Origin of the sequence: Shewanella sp. cp20 (assembly GCF_000832025.1) — a bacterium.
Taxonomy (GTDB): domain Bacteria; phylum Pseudomonadota; class Gammaproteobacteria; order Enterobacterales; family Shewanellaceae; genus Shewanella.
Genome location: NZ_JPII01000050.1, coordinates 50,891 through 67,220 on the forward strand (window position 1 = coordinate 50,891; position 16,330 = coordinate 67,220).

General features: G+C 52.5%; 10 protein-coding genes, 1 tRNA gene and 1 pseudogene. 4 read left to right on the forward strand and 8 right to left on the reverse strand.

The window, feature by feature from the left end:
- Positions 1 to 2: 2 nt before the first annotated feature.
- Positions 3 to 1,133, reverse strand: a complete 1,131-nt coding sequence (locus tag DB48_RS18480) for an S-(hydroxymethyl)glutathione dehydrogenase/class III alcohol dehydrogenase (protein ID WP_041511664.1) — start codon at positions 1,131 to 1,133, stop codon at positions 3 to 5.
- A 199-nt stretch (positions 1,134 to 1,332) separates the two neighbouring features.
- Between DB48_RS18480 and DB48_RS18485 the strand changes: the two genes are divergently transcribed.
- The gene (locus tag DB48_RS18485; protein ID WP_041511665.1) at positions 1,333 to 2,202 is read left to right on the forward strand and encodes a LysR substrate-binding domain-containing protein; all 870 of its coding nucleotides are present in this window, start codon (positions 1,333 to 1,335) and stop codon (positions 2,200 to 2,202) included.
- A gap of 144 nt (positions 2,203 to 2,346) precedes the next feature.
- Here DB48_RS18485 and DB48_RS18490 read toward each other — a convergent pair whose 3' ends face one another.
- From DB48_RS18490 to DB48_RS18510, 5 genes are all read right to left on the reverse strand, one after another.
- Complete coding sequence (locus DB48_RS18490) at positions 2,347 to 2,592, reverse strand: YdcH family protein (RefSeq protein ID WP_041511666.1); 246 nt, start codon at positions 2,590 to 2,592, stop codon at positions 2,347 to 2,349.
- Positions 2,593 to 3,021: 429 nt separating this feature from the next.
- Positions 3,022 to 4,311, reverse strand: coding sequence for an NAD(P)/FAD-dependent oxidoreductase (locus tag DB48_RS18495; protein ID WP_041511667.1), 1,290 nt, complete (start codon positions 4,309 to 4,311; stop codon positions 3,022 to 3,024).
- Between the two features lie 262 nt (positions 4,312 to 4,573).
- Entirely contained in the window at positions 4,574 to 5,200 is a 627-nt protein-coding gene (catB, locus tag DB48_RS18500) for a type B chloramphenicol O-acetyltransferase (protein ID WP_041511668.1), read from the reverse strand.
- Positions 5,201 to 5,289: 89 nt separating this feature from the next.
- Positions 5,290 to 5,901 carry a fumarylacetoacetate hydrolase family protein gene (locus DB48_RS18505; protein WP_041511669.1) on the reverse strand — a complete coding sequence of 204 codons (612 nt, stop codon included), beginning with the start codon at positions 5,899 to 5,901 and terminating at the stop codon, positions 5,290 to 5,292.
- Between the two features lie 94 nt (positions 5,902 to 5,995).
- A complete protein-coding gene (locus DB48_RS18510) occupies positions 5,996 to 9,418 on the reverse strand; it encodes a hybrid sensor histidine kinase/response regulator (protein WP_041511670.1) in 3,423 nt (1,140 codons plus the stop codon).
- A 178-nt stretch (positions 9,419 to 9,596) separates the two neighbouring features.
- On the opposite strand from DB48_RS18510, the gene acs reads away from it, so the two are divergent.
- From acs to DB48_RS18525, 3 genes are all read left to right on the forward strand, one after another.
- Complete coding sequence (gene acs, locus DB48_RS18515) at positions 9,597 to 11,549, forward strand: acetate--CoA ligase (RefSeq protein ID WP_041511671.1); 1,953 nt, start codon at positions 9,597 to 9,599, stop codon at positions 11,547 to 11,549.
- 388 nt (positions 11,550 to 11,937) lie between these two features.
- A complete protein-coding gene (locus tag DB48_RS18520) occupies positions 11,938 to 13,677 on the forward strand; it encodes a DEAD/DEAH box helicase (protein WP_041511672.1) in 1,740 nt (579 codons plus the stop codon).
- A gap of 65 nt (positions 13,678 to 13,742) precedes the next feature.
- Positions 13,743 to 14,000 carry a GrxA family glutaredoxin gene (locus tag DB48_RS18525; RefSeq protein ID WP_041511673.1) on the forward strand — a complete coding sequence of 86 codons (258 nt, stop codon included), beginning with the start codon at positions 13,743 to 13,745 and terminating at the stop codon, positions 13,998 to 14,000.
- A 54-nt stretch (positions 14,001 to 14,054) separates the two neighbouring features.
- On the opposite strand, the pseudogene DB48_RS18530 reads toward DB48_RS18525, so the two are convergent.
- A pseudogene (locus tag DB48_RS18530) lies at positions 14,055 to 15,196 on the reverse strand (DcaP family trimeric outer membrane transporter).
- A gap of 952 nt (positions 15,197 to 16,148) precedes the next feature.
- A tRNA-Lys gene (locus DB48_RS18535) sits at positions 16,149 to 16,224 on the reverse strand.
- Positions 16,225 to 16,330: the final 106 nt, after the last annotated feature.

Sequence of the window (16,330 nt, forward strand, 5' to 3'; positions counted from 1 at the left end):
TGTTATCGATTGAAATGCACTACAGAACGGATACTCTTACCCTCATGCATAAGCTCGAAGGCGGTGTTGATCTCCTCCAGCGCCATGGTGTGGGTAATAAAGTCGCTGAGCTTAAACTCGCCGCGCAGATACCTCTCCACAATTTCAGGCAGTTCTGAGCGTCCTTTTACGCCGCCAAAGGCGCTGCCACGCCAGACTCGGCCGGTAACCAGCTGGAAGGGACGAGTCGAGATCTCCTGGCCTGCTCCGGCAACGCCTATGATCACAGACTCACCCCAGCCTTTATGGCAACACTCGAGCGCCGAGCGCATCACGTCCACATTACCGATACACTCGAAAGAGTAATCCACGCCGCCGTCGGTCAACTCGACAATCACTTCCTGAATAGGCTTGTCATAGTTTTTAGGATTAATGCAATCTGTCGCACCTAGCTGACGGGCCAGTTCAAACTTGCTATCGTTGATATCGATGGCGATGATACGACTCGCTCCCGCCATGGTCGCGCCTATGATGGCTGACAGGCCTATGCCACCTATGCCGAAGATGGCGACACTCGCTCCCGGCTCAACCTTGGCCGTATTGAGCACTGCGCCCATGCCAGTGGTCACGCCGCAGCCCAGCAGACACACCTCTTCCAGTGGCGCCTCTGGGTTTACCTTAGCCAGCGAGATCTCTGGCAGCACAGTATATTCAGAGAAGGTCGAGCAGCCCATGTAGTGGAAGATTGGCTGACCGTCCTTAAAGAAACGTGTGGTGCCATCTGGCATCAAGCCCTTACCCTGGGTCTCACGGATCTTCTGACACAGATTAGTCTTACCCGACTTACAGAACTTACACTCGCCACACTCTGGGGTGTACAACGGGATCACGTGATCCCCTACCGCCACACTCGTCACCCCTTCACCCACGGCCTCGACGATACCGCCGCCTTCATGGCCCAAAATTGCCGGGAAGACGCCTTCAGGATCGTCACCAGAGAGGGTAAAGGCATCGGTATGGCAGACGCCGGTGGCCACTATCTTCACCAAGACCTCACCGGCCTTGGGATACATCACATCCACCTCTTCTACCGATAGCGGCTGGCCCGGTCCCCAGGCGATGGCGGCCTTAGATTTAATAAACTTGTCTGTCATCTCGCTTACTCCAATTAGTGTCTGTATCTGTGTATCTGTCTGCCCACTTCAATGTAGTCGCTGACCATTACCTTGTCTCGCCAGCAGTTACATCACGGGGGATTTGATCATTTGAGTCCATTTTATTTATTTCACACAAGATGATAATCTCTATTTTTTACAAATGATTTTTACCATATCGTAATAATGGGTTTTAACCGTGCATGAGTGGGAAGGGGTAAGCGAGTTTGTCGCGGTGGCGGAGACCGAGAGTTTTACTCAGGCTAGCAAGCGCTTAGGGATCTCCACCGCCCAGGTGAGTCGCCAGGTAGGTTCGCTGGAACAAAGACTAGATACCAAGCTGCTGTATCGCACCACACGTAAGGTCTCTCTGACAGAAGAGGGTCACCTCTACTACCGACACTGTCGTCAGGTTCTCGATGGCTTGGAAGAGGCAGAGCGCGCCCTGAGTAGCCTAAGGGGCTTGCCCCAGGGGGTACTGAGGATGACGGCGCCCGTGGCCTATGGCGAAAAGTACATCATGCCTATCGTTAACGACTTCCTGCTCGCCTACCCCAACGTCGAGGTCGATATCACCCTCACCAACCGTCAGGTGAGGCTGGTGGATGCGGGCATAGATCTGGCCATTCGCATCGGCAAGCTGGCCGATTCCAGCCTGATCGCCAAACGCGTCAGCCAACGCATCAACTATGTCTGCGCATCGCCCGATTATCTCAAGCGCTTCGGTGAGCCCCATAGCCTATCCGAACTCAGTCAACACAACTGCCTTATCGGCAACCATGACTACTGGCGTTTCATCGAGCAGGGCCGCGAGCGTCAGCTAAAGATAAAGGGCAATCTCAGGTGCAATACCGGCCACGGTCTGAGAGACGCGGCGCTTAAGGGGCTAGGGCTGGTGCAGCTGCCCAACTATTATATCGGTCAGGATCTTAAAGCCGGGCTCCTGGTGTCTGTGCTCAACGCTTATCAGGAACCTAACGAAGGTGTCTGGGCACTCTATCCACAGAACCGCCACCTCTCGCCCAAGGTAAAATTGATGGTGGAGTTTCTCGGCCGCGCCCTGCCCTGAGTCTGCACTTTTTTAAGAGCATAAAAAACGCCCCTCCATCTGATATGAAGGTGCGTTTAGCTTGTTACAGCACTTAATTGAACTAACTTAGCGTCTAAAGTTAACGTCTTAAGTTAACATCTAAAGTTAACGTCTAGGCGGCGATCAGGTGCTGGCGTCGAGCAGGCGCTGATAGAGGGCATCTTTCAACTCGGCTCTATCGTGCTTAAGCTGATGCATGGCGCTATCATCAATAGGCGCATCGTTAAGCTCTAAGGTTCGGATCTCTTTGTCTAACGCACTGTACTTCTTGTTGTCTTGCGCGAATCCATCGTCGGATTCGGTGAGCTTGAGGATCAGGTCTTGATAATCTGGAAAATCGTTAATGAGCGAGTGGTTTTCACCTAGCATAAGGCCCCCTTTACTTGAGCAGATAAATGGATCAAATTTATGCCTTGTTCATAAATGTAGCACGCCATCATGGCACCGGTCAGCATCCACCTCACAAAATACTGCAAAGAGTTGATAATTTACGTTTTACCACCCGTTTGGTGAGCTTTTCACCTCATGTTAACTAGGGCCTGTTGATCTTTTGAGAACAAGTTTTGTTCTAATTGAGCACGTTCAAATCGCGGCATGAGGCTTGAAGTATAGTTATTCTATATAAAAGCTGAGTAACAAAGAGTTGAACGTGCTCAAGACGAACCCTGCGGGCAGCGTCTGTATCATTTTTCTACTGCGTTATCGCTCATTGATGTAGTGCACTACATGACAATCGCTCTGCCTTGTATAAAATCGATACAGAATGCTGCAAAAATGAACGCGAAAGATAAACAGGCCCTAGCGAAAATGCTCCATCATACGGTAGTAAAGCATCCCCAGCGCCATGCCCTGATTGCCCAGCCAATCCCCTACCGGCAGCCTGATCTGTTTCATCTGGGCAAAGAGGTCGAACTCCTCGAGTTGCCCCTGCACTGCATGGGCCATTATCTCCCCCATGATGTGGGAGGTTGCCACGCCATGACCCGAATAACCTTGACAATAGAACACCTGCTTGGACACCTTGCCCAGCTGAGGGATCCGGTTAACCACTATGCCGGCCATGCCAGTCCAGTCGAACTCGATTTCGACCCCCTTGAGACGGGGAAAGGTGCGCTCTATGGCCGGGCGCAGCTCGCCAGACACGTCTTTAGAATCCCGTCCCGAATAGTTGGTGCCGCCGCCAAACATCAGGCGATTGTCGGCGGTCATGCGGTAATAGTCGAGCACGAAACGGCTATCGTAAACGGCCAGGTCATGGGGGTTAAGCTGTTTAGCGACTTGTGGGTCGAGTCTTACGGTGGCGCAGTTACCCAGCGATGCGGGAAACAGCATGCCTTTTAACTTATTGCGCGCCAATCTATGGTAGGCATTACCCGCCAGCACGGCGCAGTTGGCGGTGATTCGCCCCTTGTCTGTGGTGACAGTGACTCGCTTATCGTCGCGAATATCCAGCACCTTCGAGCCCTCGAAGATCAAGGCGCCGTTGGCCTCGGCCGCCCTCGCCTCGCCAATACACAGATTCACCGAATGCAGGTGCATGTTGCGCCGATTGAGTAATCCACCGTGATAGAGCGGCGTATCGAGAAAATCGGGAATGTCAGATTTACCCAGCAGGGTTAGCTCATCACCCATGCCCCGCTTTAGCCCCTCTTCGTAGGTGGCCTGCATCTCCCCCATATGGGCGGGCTTATAGGCGGTGTGCAGATGGCCAAATTTAAGGTCGCAATCTATCTCATATTTAGCGACCCGTTTCTTGATGATCTCATGGCCGCGCCAGCGCAGGTTCCAGACAAACTCCTCCGCCTCATGGCCGATGCGGTTGCGTAGCTGTTTTACCATGGCGTTATCGCCTGAGAGGCTGCCGGTCACCTGACCGCCATTGCGGCCAGTCGCCCCCCAACCCACCTTATTTGCCTCCACCACGGCCACCTTCACACCTCGCTCGGCGAGCTCGATGGCTGTCGCCACCCCGGTAAAACCGGCGCCTATGATCACCACGTCGACATCCAGCTCGCCCTCGAGAGCAGGGTAATGAGTTTCTTGCTTGATAGTGGCATTGTAATAAGAGTGGCAGCGAGCGAGTGACATCCGACTTTCCTTAATAATCGTTAGGTTGCGCCGCCATAATGCGGCTTTGTTTTATATTTTTTACAACACGTTTGATATTTGAGTATACCTGGGTGCAGATTCAGGTCAACTAGTTAACGAGGAGCGCGCTTGAAAAATCAAACAAAGAAAAAAGGAATAATGAAGAGGCATTAAAGCTAGAGAGTAAAGATGATTATTTATATGAATTTAAAGGCAAATAGAAAAGCAGAGATGCGCCGCTGGCCGCGGCGCGCTGCAGACGTTAACGAATCTGCTGCCAGTAGGCGTACAGACTGGCAATATTCTTGCTGCAAAGTAGATGCATCGCCGCTTTCACCTTGTCATCACTCCAGTGCCACCATTGCATCTCCGTTAACATAGCTATCTCTTCATCTTGGAAACGATAACGGATCAATTTCGCTGGGTTGGCGCCTACTATAGCGTAGGCTGGCACATCTTTGGTCACCACGGCGCGACTCGCTATGACGGCGCCATCTCCTACCGTTACTCCAGGCATAATCATCGCTTCAGAGCCTATCCAGACATCATTACCTATCAGGGTATCACCGGCGCGGACAAAACCATCCTGGGCGCCCGAGAAGCAATCACCCTGTTGATAGAAAAAGGGAAAACTACTGACCCAGTCGCTTCTATGCCCCTGATTACCTGCCATCATAAACACGGCGCCAGAGCCAATAGAACAGTAGTTGCCTATGATAAGCTTGTCGACATCATCCCTATCGGGCGCCAGGTAGCGGGCGCAGTCATCGAAGCTATGTTGATGATAATAGCCTGAATAGTAGCTATGCTCGCCCACGATAATATTGGGATTGGTAACCTGTTCCTTTAGCGATTGACCGGCAAAAGGGCTGTCAAAATAATTTTTCATCTTAAAACCTATTGTTACTTATCCTCACACCTTCCCAAACTTGGCGTGCATTAGACTGTTCCAGAAGCTGGCACTAGGGCATTCACACTTTACTGTGCCACCCAGCTTTGGCTGACAAGCTGCTTTTCCCCTTGATAGAGCTCCAGGGTAAAGCGCTCACCCTTAACTATCTGCCCCACACCCTTGGGTGTGCCCGTCATTAGTATGTCACCATCATCGAGAGTCATGAAACTCGCGATCTCGACAAACATGGCCTCGGGGCGATTGAGCATCAATGCCACATCCCCCTGCTGACGCACCTCAGCGTCGACGACCAAATTAAACGACAGCGAATCCAGATCCCCGTCAAAAGGCACAAACTCACTAAAGAGAGCAGCGCCATCGAAGGACTTGGCCCGCTCCCAGGGAAGCCCCTTAGCCTTGAGCCGACTCTGTAGCTGGCGCTTGGTGAGATCCAGCCCAACACCAACCGCCTCGAAGCGCCCCGCCTTTACCATGAAACAGAGCTCAGCCTCGTAGTGCAGCGGCTCCTGAAGGCTACTGAGTAGCGTCTCTGAGATGGCCGAGTTGGGCTTAACAAACAGCACCATCTCTTCGGGCACCTCATTATTAAGCTCCTGAATATGCTCAGCATAGTTTCGTCCGACACAGACTATCTTACTCGGCGTCACCTGTTGTTCTAGATATTTAACCGACCCCAACCTTCACTCCTTGTTTACGCTTTAAAGGGCTATTTACTTTAAAGGCTATTGCTTTAAAGGCCATTACTTTAACGGCTATTGTTTTATAAATTCACTATTTTACCAAACTGGATATCAGCGCCCTTAGCGCCGCGGGTTTGACCATCTTGGCCATATAGTGATAACCGCGCTGCTGCACATCTTCCACCAGATCTTTACGGGTATTGGCGGTGATCAGGATCCCCGGCAGGTGGGCGCCATATAGGGCGCGGATCCCATCCATGGCATCGACACCGTTCTGGCCATGATCCAGATGGTAATCCGCCAGCACGATATCGGGCGCAACCCCTTTTAACCCAAGCTTGATGCGCGCATCGGCCAGGTCACTGGCGCAGATCACCTCGCACTGCCAACGACTCAGCAGGCTCTCGAGCCCTGCAAGAATCGCCTCTTCGTTATCGATACACAGCACCTTTACTCCGGCCAGTGGCTGCATGACAGGGTTGGCCTTCTTAGGCAGTGCCACCTTGGCCTTTTCGCCTAATGGCACGGTAATGGAAAACATGGAGCCCATGCCAAGCTTGGAGACCACTCTAATCTCATGATTTAGCACCCTTGCGATACGGTCGGCGATGGCAAGCCCCAGCCCTAAGCCGCTAACGCTCTTGCTTTCGGGATTCTCTAGACGCTTAAACTCCTTAAAAATTTCCCCTAACTCCTGCTCGTCGATGCCGCAGCCTGTGTCGATAACCTGGATCTCCAATGCCCCGGCGTGATGACGGCAGCCCAGCAACACACGATTGCCCTTGGCATAACGATAGGCATTGGTCAGAAAATTCTGCAGTACCCGCCTGAGTAGGCTGAGATCTGAGCTGATGATGCTGGAGCTGGCCACCATGGAAAACTTGATGCCATAGTCCTTGGCCATGGCATCGAATTCCACCGCCAGGCCATCCAGTAGCTCGGCCACCGGAAAGTCGCGTCGGTTCACCTCGACCATGCCAGAATCCAGCTTAGAGATATCCAGGAGATCCGTTAATAGCTCGCCGGCGATCTTGAGTGAGCTGTTGACATGAGACAGCGTGGTACGCCCCTCCTGATCCAAATTTGGGTATTGCGCCAGTGACGCGGTAAACAGACGGGCGGCATTTAGCGGCTGCATCAAGTCGTGACCGACGGCCGCCAGGAAACGGCTCTTAGAGGCATTGGCATTCTCCTCCTGGGCCTTGGCCTCCAGCAGTTGGCTGTTCAGCAGCGCCAGTTCATAGGTACGCTCCTTCACCCTGGCCTCCAGGGTTTCGTTGACCTCCTGCAGCGCCTTAGCTTGCTCGCGATACTGAGTAATGTCGGTAAAGGTCATCACAAAACCGCCACTGGGCATGGGGTTCCCCTGGATCTTGATCACCTTGCCATCCTGGCGCTCACGCTCAGACACATGGGGCGTGCCATTACGCATATGCTGCACCCGCTTGGCCACCTGCTCCTCCACATCCCCAGGGCCGCAGTAGCCACGCTCGGCGTTGAAGCGCACCACATCGGCGATGGGCATGCCCGCCTGCAGAAAATCGTCAGGATAGTCATAGAGCTCTACATACTTGTAGTTCCAAGCCACCAGATTCAGCTCTTTATCCACCACGCTCATCCCTTCATAGGCGTGCTCGATCGCCCCCCTGAGCATGTCCTGGCTCAAGATGATCTTAGATGAGGCCTCATCCACCAAGCTAAACACCTCGTCGAGCGCCAAGTCGCGCCCCTGCAGCACTGAATCCATCACCAGTGAGGCGCTTGAGCCCCCCAGCACCCCGGCAAGCATATGCTCGGTATGAGCGATCAGCTCGGGCGAGGCCACCTTATGCCAGCTGTCGCTGCGCACCGCCTCATCGGAGAAGCGCGAGAAACTCTCATAGGCTCTCGTGGGGCTCACGAAGCGACTGGCCAGGATCAAGAGATCCTGCTGCGAGATGGGCGAAGCCTTACGGTTACTGGTGTTTTTCAGCTCGCCCGGCGTCACGAAGGCACTGGCCTGGATCCGCTCGGCGACCCCGGCGCGAAACCAGATAGAGCCCAGTACGTAACACGCCAGGTTGGCGACGAGCGCGGTGAGTATGTCGCGAATATTGGGGTTGATACTATCGAGTAGCGCCAACTCCCCACCAAAGACTCCCTGGCTGTCGCTCATCCCCTGAAGCAATATGTAACACCAGAGACCGAAGCCGACGATAAGCCCCAGATAGACCCCGCCGCGATTGCCGTGCTTCCAGTACATGCCCCCCACCAAGGCTGGAGCAAGCTGGGCGAAGGCGCCGAAGGAGAGCATGCCGAGCGCGGAGAGCGAGTCGCTGTTCATGAAAGAGAGATAACTGAAGTACCCAAGCCCCAGGATCAACACGATGGCTATGCGGCGGGCATTAAGCAGAAACTGCGAAAACTGACTGAAGTTCTTCTGGCGGATCTTGCCCGAGTGCAACATTAAAGGCACCAGCCACTCGTTACTCACCATGACGCTGATGGTGACCACGGCCACGATCACCATGCCGGTGGCCGCCGACAGTGTGCCTAACAGGGCGATCACCGCCAGCATGGGCTGCTCCAGCGCCAGCGGCAGATTAATCACATAGGTATCGGCGGCCACGCTATCCCCCAGCATCAGCTTGCCCGCCAGGGCCAGGGGCGCCACGAACATGCCAAAGAGCAGCAGATAAATCGGAAACAGGTACTTGGCCTTAACTAAGGTGCGCTCGTCCTTACATTCCACCATCATCACGTGGAACTGGCGCGGCATACAGAGAAATGCTGCCATGCCCACCAATAGCTGGGGCATCAGGTTCTCCAGCCGCAGCTCGGGATTATTGATCAACTGACGCTCACTGGCCTGAGCCCAGATATCGCCAAAACCGTCGAAGAAGCCGAAACTGATCACGCAGCCCACCAAGAGGAAGGCCGCCAGCTTCACCAGAGACTCGAAGGCGATCGCCAGCATCATGCCTGGGTTGTGCTCTGTGGCGTCGAGCTTACGGGTACCGAATAAGATGGCAAACATCGCCAGAATGGCGGTGACGATCAGGGAAACCCAGGCGCCGTCATATTGGGCGTCTTCGGGCTGAAACAGGTTAAGGCTAAACACCATGGCCTTAAGCTGCAAGGCGATATAGGGCATGATGCCAAACAGGGCGATAAGGGTGACGATGGCGGCGATGGTCTGCGACTTACCATAACGCGCGGCGATAAAGTCGGCGACCGAGGTGATGTTTTGCGCCTTGGAGACGATCACCATCTTACGCAGTAAACCGAAGCCAAAGGTAAAGATGAGTATGGGGCCGACGAAGATGGGCAGGAAAGACCAGAGATCCTGCGCCGACTGGCCGACGGTGCCGAGAAAGCTCCAGGAGGAGCAGTAAACCGCTAAACTTAAACCATAAATCCAGGTCTGAATCTTCTTGGTGATCCGCCCAAACCAGCGCTCTGCTCCCCAGGCCAACAGGAAGAGTAGCGACACGTACAACAGGGCGATCACGCCAACAACCAGAGTCAGATTCATAGCAATTCCAATTCTTTTAATTATTCTGCGCTAAATACTAGCTTAAATCTCGTGCAAATATAATCACAACAGACTAAAAATAAAGGATATTTTTTTACTAGACCAAGGTCTAATAGAGGTAAATAGCCTAAGCATTCCATACTTTATCTACGCACAATTAGAAATAAAAGGAAGTCAGATGAGCACCCAGTCTCTCTACAAAGTTCCAAGCGAAATCGCGGCGAATGCCCACATTAATGACGAAAAATATAAGAAGATGTATCAGGAATCTGTGGTTAATCCCGAAGGTTTCTGGAGAGAGCATGGCCAGCGCATCGATTGGATGAAGCCTTTTACTAAGGTGAAGAAAACCTCCTTCGACGATCACAACCTGTCGATCAACTGGTTCTATGACGGTACCCTGAACGCCTCGGTTAACTGTCTCGATCGTCATCTCGAACAAAATGCCGATAAGCTGGCCATCATCTGGGAGGGTGACGACGCCGCCGAGCAACGCACCCTCACCTATGGTGAACTCCACAAAGAGGTGTGTAAGTTTGCCAACGCCCTGCGCAGCCAAGGGGTGCGTCGTGGTGATGTGGTCACGGTTTACATGCCAATGGTACCCGAGGCCGCCGTGGTCATGCTGGCCTGTGCCCGCATAGGCGCCATTCACTCGGTGGTCTTCGGTGGCTTCTCCCCTGACTCCATCGCCTCACGCGTGATCGACGGTAAGTCCAAGGTGGTGATCACCGCCGACGAAGGCGTACGCGGTGGCCGCACCATTCCGTTAAAAGCCAACATAGATGCCGCCCTGTCTCACCCAGACGTGACCTGTGTCGAGAAAGTGATCGTACTTGAGCGTACTGGCAACCCAGTCAATTGGGTTGAGGGGCGCGACATCAAGTGGGATTCTCTGATGGAAACCGCCTCTGAACACTGCGTAGCCGAAGAGATGGGCGCCGAAGATCCCCTCTTCTTGCTCTATACCTCAGGTTCTACCGGTAATCCAAAGGGTGTGCTACACACCACAGGCGGCTACCTGGTCTATGCCTCGATGACTCACGAATATGTGTTTGATTACAAAGAGGGTGAGATCTACTGGTGTACTGCCGACGTGGGTTGGATCACGGGTCACTCCTACATGGTCTATGGCCCGCTTGCCAACGGCGCGACCATATTGATCCACGAAGGTATCCCTAACTACCCAAGCCCGGCTCGCCTGGGTGAGATGATCGACCGCCATAAGGTCAACATCCTCTACACGGCGCCGACGCTGATCCGCGCCCTGATGGCCGAAGGCAAGGAACAGTTTGATGGCTTCGATGGCAGCTCGCTGCGCATCATGGGCTCTGTGGGTGAACCCATTAACCCTGAGGCCTGGCGCTGGTATCACGAGGTGATTGGCCATGAGAACTGCCCAATTGTCGATACCTGGTGGCAAACCGAAACCGGTGGCATCCTGATCTCGCCACTGCCAGGCGCGACAGACACTAAGCCAGGCTCGGCAACTCGTCCCTTCTTTGGCGTGCAACCTGCGCTGGTAGACAACATGGGTAACATCATTGATGGCGCGACCGAGGGTAACCTGGTCATCCTCGACTCCTGGCCTGGACAGATGCGCACCGTATATGGCGACCATGACAGATTTGCCCTCACCTACTTTAAGACTTTCCGCGGCATGTATTTCACCGGTGACGGTGCCCGCCGCGATGAAGATGGCTACTACTGGATCACCGGTCGTGTCGATGACGTGATTAACGTCTCGGGCCATCGTCTGGGTACCGCCGAAGTCGAGAGTGCCCTGGTGGCTCACGAGCATGTCGCCGAGGCTGCCGTGGTTGGTTACCCTCACGACATCAAGGGCCAGGGTATCTATGCCTATGTCACCCTGACCAAGGGCACCCAGGAGAGCGAAGAACTGCGTCAGGAGCTGCGTCAATGGGTAAGAAAAGAGATTGGTGCCCTGGCGACGCCGGATCTCATTCAATGGGCCGGCGGCCTGCCTAAGACACGTTCGGGTAAGATCATGCGCCGCTTCCTGCGCAAGATCGCCGCCAACGAAGTGACCAACTTAGGCGATGCGTCGACACTCGCCGATCCAGCGGTGATCGATACCCTGATTGAGACACGTCTCAATCGCAGCGAATAACAGCTCGCTGCACTAGATTCTCTCTTCTAGCCCCTCATCGAGGGGCTTTTTTTATGGTCCCCCTAGGGCCTGTTTATCTTTCGCGTTCATTTTTGCAGCATTCTGTATCGCTTTTATACAAGGCAGAGCGATTGTAATGTGGTGTGCTACATCAATGAGCGATAACGCAGTAGAAAAATGATACAGACGCTGCCCGCAGGGTTCGTCTTGAGTACGTTCAACTCTTTGTTACTCGGCTTTTATATAGAATAACGATACTTCAAGCCTCACGCCGCGATTTGAACGTGCTCAATTAGAACAAAAATTGTTCTCAAAAGGTCAACAGGCCCTAGCGAGCCATGTTAGGCACTGATATCCTGATAGCCCCAATCACAGACCAGCATTTGCTTTGCAACTCAGAGATTATCAACGCCAGGCCGTAGACGCGGCCATCAGCCACTTTAAACGCTACGACGACTCCGCCGTTCTTGTGCTTCCGACCGGGGCGGGAAAGAGTATTGTCATCGCCGAACTAGCCCGCATCGCCAAGGGACGCACCCTAGTACTCACCCATGTGAAAGAGCTTGTCGCCCAAAACGCCGAGAAGGTCGGGTTACTCACCGAAGAGGCCAGTATTTTTTCGGCCGGCCTGAAACAGAAATCGACCCGCAACAAGACGGTAGTCGCCAGCATTCAGTCGGCGGTACGTAATCCCAAGCAGTTTGATGACCCCTATTCTCTGGTGATCATCGATGAATGCCACCGGGTATCCAACGAGAAAGAGAGCCAATATCAGCAGCTACTGAGTCATCTGAGAACTCAGAACCCAAAGCTTAGGTTGTTAGGCCTAACGGCCACCCCCTATCGCCTGGGAAGCGGCTGGATCTACCGCTACCACTACCACGGCAAGATAGGCAATACCGAGCAGCCGGTATTCGAGCATTGTATCTTTGAGCTGCCAATGCGCCCCCTGATTAAACAGGGCTTCTTGACGCCCCCCAAGGTACTGGACGGCCTGTCGGCCCAGTATGATTTTAGCGAGCTCTCCCCCAGTGCTAATGGCGAATACAACGAGGCCGAAGTCGACTCCCTCTTACATCATGCCGGTCGTGCCACCAAGGCGATCGTGGAGCAGATAAAACAGCTCACCAACACCCGAGCCGGCACCATCATATTCGCCGCGACAGTGCGTCACGCCGAGGAGATCATGACGCTACTCGCCACAGATAAGGCAGGCCTTATCACGGCAAACACACCAAGCCAAGATCGCGATGCCATCATAGATGCCTTCAAGCAGCGCGAGCTCGATTATCTGGTCAACGTTGCCGTACTGACTACCGGATTCGACGCGCCCCATGTGGATCTTATTGCGATTCTAAGGCCCACGGCCTCGGTGAGCCTGTTTCAGCAGATGGTCGGTCGGGGCTTAAGGATCTGTGAGGGCAAGCCGGACTGTTTGGTGATCGATTACGCCGCCAACGGTTTCGACCTCTTCTTTCCCGAGGTGGGCCGTCCTAAACCCGACAGCAAGAGTGTGCCGGTACAGGTGCCCTGCCCAGTCTGTGGCTTTGCCAACGTCTTCTGGGGGCTGGTGGACAGTGATGGCGACATCATAGAACACTTCGGACGACGCTGTCAGGCCGTGATAGATGATGACAGTGGCAAACACCAGTGCGACTTTCGTTTCCGCTCCAAGGCTTGCCCCAATTGCGGCGAAGAGAACGATATTGCCGCCAAGGTGTGCCAGCATTGTCAGTCGACGCTGATCGACCCAGACAAGCGTCTTAAAGAGGTGCTGCAACAGAAGCATCATCACCTGTTTCGGTGCCAAGAGATGATTTTCGAGGCGGAAGGTACTCGGCTCAGGGTGCGTTACTTGGATATCGAGGGAAATGACTTCTCCAGCAGCTTTAACTTTGCCACTAAGGCGCAGATCCGTGCCTTCTATGGCGTGTTTGTCCATCAACACACGCGAACACCGGGTCAGAAACAGCCAAGCTTCGATACGCCCGAACAGGTAATTGCCGCACGGGATCATTTTCGTATGCCGGATCTTCTGCTCCTCAAGAAGGGCAAACGCGGCTGGGAATTAGTCGAGCGTTTCTTCGACTATCGAGGCCGATTCGACAGCCGGCATAAGTTTGTATGATCTGAAATATGCAAACGCCGTTGGCCTATGGTATAAAGTCACCAACATTTACTTCTGGAGCGAATATGTTTGTTGTAATCTTCGGCCGTCCAGGCTGCCCATACTGCGTTAGAGCCGTTCAACTATCAGAGCAACTGGTTGAGACTCGCGATGATTTCAAATTTAAGTATGTCGATATTCATGCAGAGGGCATCACCAAGGCCGATCTGGAAAAGACGGTAGGCAAGCCAGTTGAAACCGTGCCGCAGATCTTCATCGATCAAGAGCATATCGGTGGCTGCACCGAGTTTGAACAATATGTTCGCGACAACAATCTGCTGTAACGACAGCAAAGAAAAAGGAGGCTAGGCCTCCTTTTTTTATCTTAACACCAGTGACTACAACACATACTTCACCGAGAAGATAACGCGATTTAACTCACCCTTATCACCATTTTGTTTGGTGTTTTCCGCGTACATGTACTCCACACCAACCGTTAATGGTTTCACCGGAGAATAGAGCAAGTTAACGTAACCAGAATAGGACTCTTCATTCACCGCTCCGCCAGTCAAAGCCACATCGTTATCGGCCTTAAAGCCCGATAAGGTAAAGCTTGAGCGCCACTTATCGTTCCACCAATGACGGTAGGAGGCGAAACCGCCGTATGAGCTGATGGTCTCTATGTCGCCATCGGCATCCAATACGCCCGCATTGGCATAGTTAAGCGCCATGTAACGCCCCAAGCCATCACCCGCGGTTGCCGAGAACTTAAGATCATCGCTACCAACAGGAATCACTCCGGTAAAGTTCACGCCATAACCCATGGTCTGAGAATCTATCCCACCCTTCTCAAGGTTGAGCTGGCGCGCAATGCCGGCCAGGGTAAACTTTGCACCACCTTGGGTCTTAAAGTTATAACGTGCCACGAAATCAGGCACTATGCCACTACCGCTTGTGATGCGTGCTCCACCTTATTAGGCGTCACTGTGGTTTCTGGGTTTTCCAGAGCAAACTGGAAGCCGCCATTGGTGTATCTAACCTGCGTCTGGCGCACAAAAGGCGTACCTTCTGCCGCCCCCACGAAATCGAGGTTTTCAGGCAGAGAGCCTGGATTCATGAAGGTACTCCAGGTCTGACCCACGGTCCAGTTGTCGAAGCTGACAAACGCATGACGAATTCGGGGAGAGTAACTGTTAGATACCCTCTCGTTGCCATCGCTGTGAGTCATGAAGTCCAGCTCGATAAAACCGGTTAGCTTGTGGCCGTCGAGATCTGTCACCGTCTTAAAATTAAAGCGAGATTCTCTCGCTTGGAAATCGACAACTTGTTCGCCATTGCCCGGTGTACCATAGATGGTACCTGGAACATAAAACTGGCGAGAAAGATTACCTGAGTCTGGCGCGCCATTGCTGTAGTCACTAAACATGACATCGGCCTTCACATAGCCACCAAACTTAAACTCTGTCTCGGCCATTGCAGCACTGGAACCTACAGCCAGTAAGGTCGCCGCAGCCAGCAAAGACACTTTTGCGTTTTTCATCTGTCCTCTCCCTTTTTCATTATTATCGCAATGAATATGACGGAGTTAACAAACAAGTAACATTAGCAAAACGTCTATAAGACAAAGGTCGAACAGGCAGGGTTAATGTGCGATAAAAAGCTAGTGAATTAGTCTAGGTCGAGGCAATCCCTATTGCATCAGCAAATAATGCAAACAACAAAACGACATAAAGGATCTGATGATTAACGACTTTAGACCTGGGTCACTGGTATTAGGTCACAGACATTAGGTCACAGACATTAGGTCACAGGCATTTGATCACAGCTATTTGAATTTTGGCTAGCTAACCGAAATCGACAACAAATAATAAGGAATTCAACAAAAGCAGAGATGATTGGAGGAGTGGTGGGTCGTGAAGGATTCGAACCCTCGACCAATGTGGCGTTAAGAAGCAAAGCCAACTGCCTCTTTATTTAAAGCACATCCAACGACTTATTAGATCACTAATATTGGGTCACTGCGATTTGAACTGTGGCTAGCTAACCGAAATCGCCAACAAATAATAGGGAATTCAACAAGAGCAGGGATGATTGGAGAAGTGGTGGGTCGTGAAGGATTCGAACCTTCGACCAATGTGGCGTTAAGAAGCAAAGCCAACTGCCTCTTGACTTAAAGCACATCCAACGACTTATTAGATCACTAATATTGGATCACTGCTATTTGAACTGTGGCTAGTTAACCGAAATCGACAACAAATAATAAGGAATTCAACAAAAGCAGAGATGATTGGAGAAGTGGTGGCTCGTGAAGGATTCGAACCTTCGACCAATGTGGCGTTAAGAAGCAAAGCCAACTGCCACTTTACATAAAGCACATCCAACGACTTATTAGATCACTAATATTGGGTCACTGCGATTTGAACTGTGGCTAGCTAACCGAAATCGACAACAAATAATAAGGAATTCAACAAGAACAGGGATGACTGGAAAAGTGGTGGGTCGTGAAGGATTCGAACCTTCGACCAATTGGTTAAAAGCCAACTGCTCTACCGACTGAGCTAACGACCCATCTTAGGTGCCTGATTGTTTAACCACTGTCAGAAAAGTGGTGGGTCGTGAAGGATTCGAACCTTCGACCAATTGGTTAAAAGCCAACTGCTCTACCGACTGAGCT